Annotated in this window: 5 protein-coding genes; all 5 read left to right on the forward strand. The window is 64.7% G+C overall.

Translation table 11 applies throughout. From position 1 onward, the window contains the following. Positions 1-406, forward strand: a 406-nt coding sequence (locus EN750_RS25190) for a glycine cleavage T C-terminal barrel domain-containing protein (protein WP_281062321.1), incomplete at its 5' end; no start/stop codon positions are given. Next, positions 399-983, forward strand: coding sequence for a sarcosine oxidase subunit gamma (locus tag EN750_RS25195; RefSeq protein ID WP_127398119.1), 585 nt, complete (start codon positions 399-401; stop codon positions 981-983). The genes EN750_RS25190 and EN750_RS25195, both read left to right, overlap by 8 nt. Before the next feature lie 59 nt (positions 984-1,042). Continuing rightward, the gene (locus EN750_RS25200) at positions 1,043-1,273 is read left to right on the forward strand and encodes a hypothetical protein (protein ID WP_127398121.1); all 231 of its coding nucleotides are present in this window, start codon (positions 1,043-1,045) and stop codon (positions 1,271-1,273) included. A 78-nt stretch (positions 1,274-1,351) separates the two neighbouring features. Further along, complete coding sequence (locus EN750_RS25205; protein WP_127398123.1) at positions 1,352-2,137, forward strand: ThuA domain-containing protein; 786 nt, start codon at positions 1,352-1,354, stop codon at positions 2,135-2,137. A 48-nt stretch (positions 2,138-2,185) separates the two neighbouring features. Next, positions 2,186-3,235: a Gfo/Idh/MocA family oxidoreductase gene (locus EN750_RS25210; RefSeq protein WP_127329421.1), complete on the forward strand. Its 1,050-nt coding sequence runs from the start codon at positions 2,186-2,188 to the stop codon at positions 3,233-3,235. Positions 3,236-3,305: the final 70 nt, after the last annotated feature.

The following is a 3,305-nucleotide window of genomic DNA, read 5'->3' on the forward strand; positions in this document are numbered from 1 at the left end:
GGACACGGATGGCACGGTAACGCCGAACGACGCCGGGCTCGACTGGGCGGTCGGCAAGAAGAAGACCGATTTCGTCGGCATCCGCGGCCTGACGCGGCCGGATCTGGTCGCCAAGGGCCGCAAGCAGCTGGTCGGCCTCAAGACCAGGGACCCCAAAGTGGTTCTGGAAGAAGGCGCGCAGATCGTCGAGGATCCCAAGCAGGCGATCCCGATGAAGATGATCGGCCATGTCAGCTCGAGCTATTGGTCGGAAAATTGCGGCCGCTCGATCGCATTGGCGCTGGTCGCCGGCGGCCGCGACCGGATGGGTGAGACCCTCTATGTGCCGATGCCGAATGGGGTGATCGAAGTGGAGGTTACCGGCATGGTGTTCTTCGACGAGACGGGAGGGCGCCTCAATGGCTAAGGCCGCTGCAAGGAAGACGGCTCCGGCCGCATCGCCTTCGGTCGAACGCCGTCCGGCGCTGGCTGGGCGCAGCACCACTGCCGCCGGCGCCAAGGTCGAGGTATTGCCGCCGGCCGAGCGCATGTCATTGCGTGCGCCGGAAGCCTCGGCCGCAGCGCTTTCGAAGGCGCTCGGCGTGACCTTGCCGAACAAGCCGAAAACCTCTGCCGCGAAGGGCGGGCGCACCGTCTTGTGGCTCGGTCCCGACGAATGGCTTGTGATCGATGAGGCCGGCAACGATCCGCTCGCCGATTGCGCCAAAGTATCCGCGCTGCATTCGGCGGTCGGCGTCTCGCATCGCAACATCGCGATATCGGTGACGGGCACTGGGGCAGCGGCGACGATCAATGCTGGCTGCCCGCAGGACCTGTCGCTCGACGCCTTCCCGGTGGGCGCAGCGTCGCGCACCATCCTGGGCAAGACCGAGATCGTGCTGCTGCGCACAGCCGCCGATGCCTTCCGGGTCGAATGCTGGCGTTCCTTCTCGGACTATGTCTTTACTTTCCTGTCCGAGGGATCGCGCGACGCGGCGGTCTGAACTCGGAACGTTTTGCAGGGCACGCTCGTTCTGCATCCGCACGCCGAGGGAGAATGCCGATGCCGTCGAATTCCGCACCGAAGTCGCCGGTCATAAAGACATCGGCCGTCCGCTCGCTCGAACATGAGCGACATGAAGCCCCGAGCGCCGAAGAGGAACTCGAGGAAGGCCTCGAAGACACGTTCCCGGCCAGCGATCCGATATCCATTACCGGAACCGCCATCCCCGGCGCACCGGCGAAACCGGGCAAGGCCAAGACCGTGCCGGGGCGCAAGAAGCGCAAGACGTAGTATTCCATCGGGCCAGGCGGCATCGGGACCTTCTCAATCCCTTTTGACATGCTATTTAAAGCGCTTTGGGAGATGAAAATGCCGACAAAAGCGATCGTTTGGGGCGAGAATGTCCACGAGCAGACCAATGAAGCCGTGCGCGACCTCTATCCCTTGGGCATGCATGGCACCATTGCCGCCGCCCTCAACCAGGACAAGGGCATCGAGGCGACCACCGCCACCTTGCAGGAGCCCGAGCACGGCCTGAGCGAAAAGCGCCTGGCGGCCACCGACGCGCTTTTGTGGTGGGGCCACGCGGCGCATGGCGAGGTCAAGGACGAGATCGTCGAGCGGGTGCAGAAGCGGGTGTGGGAAGGGATGGGCCTGATCGTGCTCCATTCCGGCCACTACTCGAGGATATTCAAGCGGCTGATGGGCACGCCCTGTTCGCTGAAATGGCGCGAGGCGGGCGAGCGCGAGCGCGTCTGGGCGATCAACCGCGGCCACCCGATCGCGCAAGGCATCGGCGAGTGCCTGGAGATCGGCGAGACCGAAATGTATGGCGAGCCCTTCGCCGTGCCGGAGCCGCTGGAGACGGTGTTCGTCTCCTGGTACGAGGGTGGCGAGGTGTTCCGGTCCGGGCTGACCTACCAGCGCGGCGCGGGACGGATCTTCTACTTCTCGCCCGGTCACGAGACCTATCCGATCTATCACAATGAGGGCGTGCAGCAGGTGCTGCGCAACGCCGTGCACTGGGCGCACAACCCGGCGCCGGCATGGTCCGGCATCACCAATGCGCCGAACGTGCCGACGGATGCGGCCAAGGAGAAGATCGTGCAGAAGGGGCTGCGCCTGCATGCCGACGGCGACAAGGGCCTGAGTTGATTCGGGCCTGAGTTGATTGGGGTGTGAGGTGGCTGGGGGCCTGAACTGATGCATCGAATTCTTCTGCTCGGCACCGGCGGTATCGCCGGGCATCATGTCGAGGAGTTTGCCGGGATCCCGGGCTGCAGCATCGTCGCTTGCGTCGACCAGGTGCCTGGCCGCGCGGCGGCGTTTGCCGCCGTCAGCAAGATCGGCGAATCTTTCGAGAGCCTGGAGGCGGCGATCGCCTGGGGTCAGTTCGATGCCGCCATCAACGCGACGCCGGATGGTGCGCATATGGCAACGACGCTGGCGCTGCTTGCCCAGGGAAAGCATGTGTTTTGCGAAAAGCCGCTGGCGCCGAACCACGCCGACGCGCTTGATATGACCGAAGCGGCCGAGGCTGCAGGGGTGGTCAACATGGTCAACCTGACCTATCGCAACTCACCGGCGATCCATGAAGCGCGGCGCATGGTGCTGGCCGGCGAGATCGGCGTGTTGCGCCATGTCGAGGCAAGCTACCGGCAAAGCTGGCTGGTCAGCCAGTCGTGGGGCGACTGGCGGGTCGAGGACAAATGGCTCTGGCGCTTGTCGAGCCGGCACGGTTCGACCGGCGTGCTGGGCGATGTCGGCATCCATATCCTGGACTTCGCCACCTATGGCGCCGGCCAGGATATCGTCAGCCTGCATGCCGATCTGGTGACGTTTCCGAAGGCCGAGGGCGAGCGCATCGGCGACTATGTGCTGGACGCCAATGACAGCGTGGCAATGACGGCGCGGCTCAGTTCCGGTGCGCTCGCTACGATCGTGGCGAGCCGCTACATGACCGGCCACGCCAACGATCTGTCGCTGGCCCTGCACGGCACCAAGGGCGCCATCAGGGTCGAAACCGACGGCAAGGCATCGAACCTGTCGGCCTGTCTCGGCGGCGATGTCGATCTTCAGCGCTGGCAGATCTTGGCGCTGCCCAGTGTCAAGCGCAATGCGCGACGCTTTGCCGATGCGCTGGATACAGGCCGGAATGGCGATCCGTCGTTCCGGCGTGCCGCGGACATGCAAAAGCTGATCGACGCGGCCTTCGAGAGTTCAGCGGCGAAGCTGCCGGTTTCGGTCGGCTGAAGCTGGCCGGCTTGTGCCGGCCAGACGCGATCTTTGCTGATGTCAAAATGCGCTTGGTACAATCCACGGA

The sequence above is a fragment of the Mesorhizobium sp. M7A.F.Ca.ET.027.03.2.1 genome, assembly GCF_003999175.1.
In the GTDB taxonomy this organism is placed as follows: Bacteria; Pseudomonadota; Alphaproteobacteria; order Rhizobiales; family Rhizobiaceae; genus Mesorhizobium.

Bases quoted from the DNA above. Each gene is read 5' to 3' on its own strand.
- EN750_RS25200 (WP_127398121.1), top strand. From the start codon at position 1,043: ATGCCGTCGAATTCCGCACCGAAGTCGCCGGTCATAAAGACATCGGCC.
- EN750_RS25195 (WP_127398119.1), top strand. From the start codon at position 399: ATGGCTAAGGCCGCTGCAAGGAAGACGGCTCCGGCCGCATCGCCTTCG.
- EN750_RS25210 (WP_127329421.1), top strand. From the start codon at position 2,186: ATGCATCGAATTCTTCTGCTCGGCACCGGCGGTATCGCCGGGCATCAT.
- EN750_RS25205 (WP_127398123.1), top strand. From the start codon at position 1,352: ATGCCGACAAAAGCGATCGTTTGGGGCGAGAATGTCCACGAGCAGACC.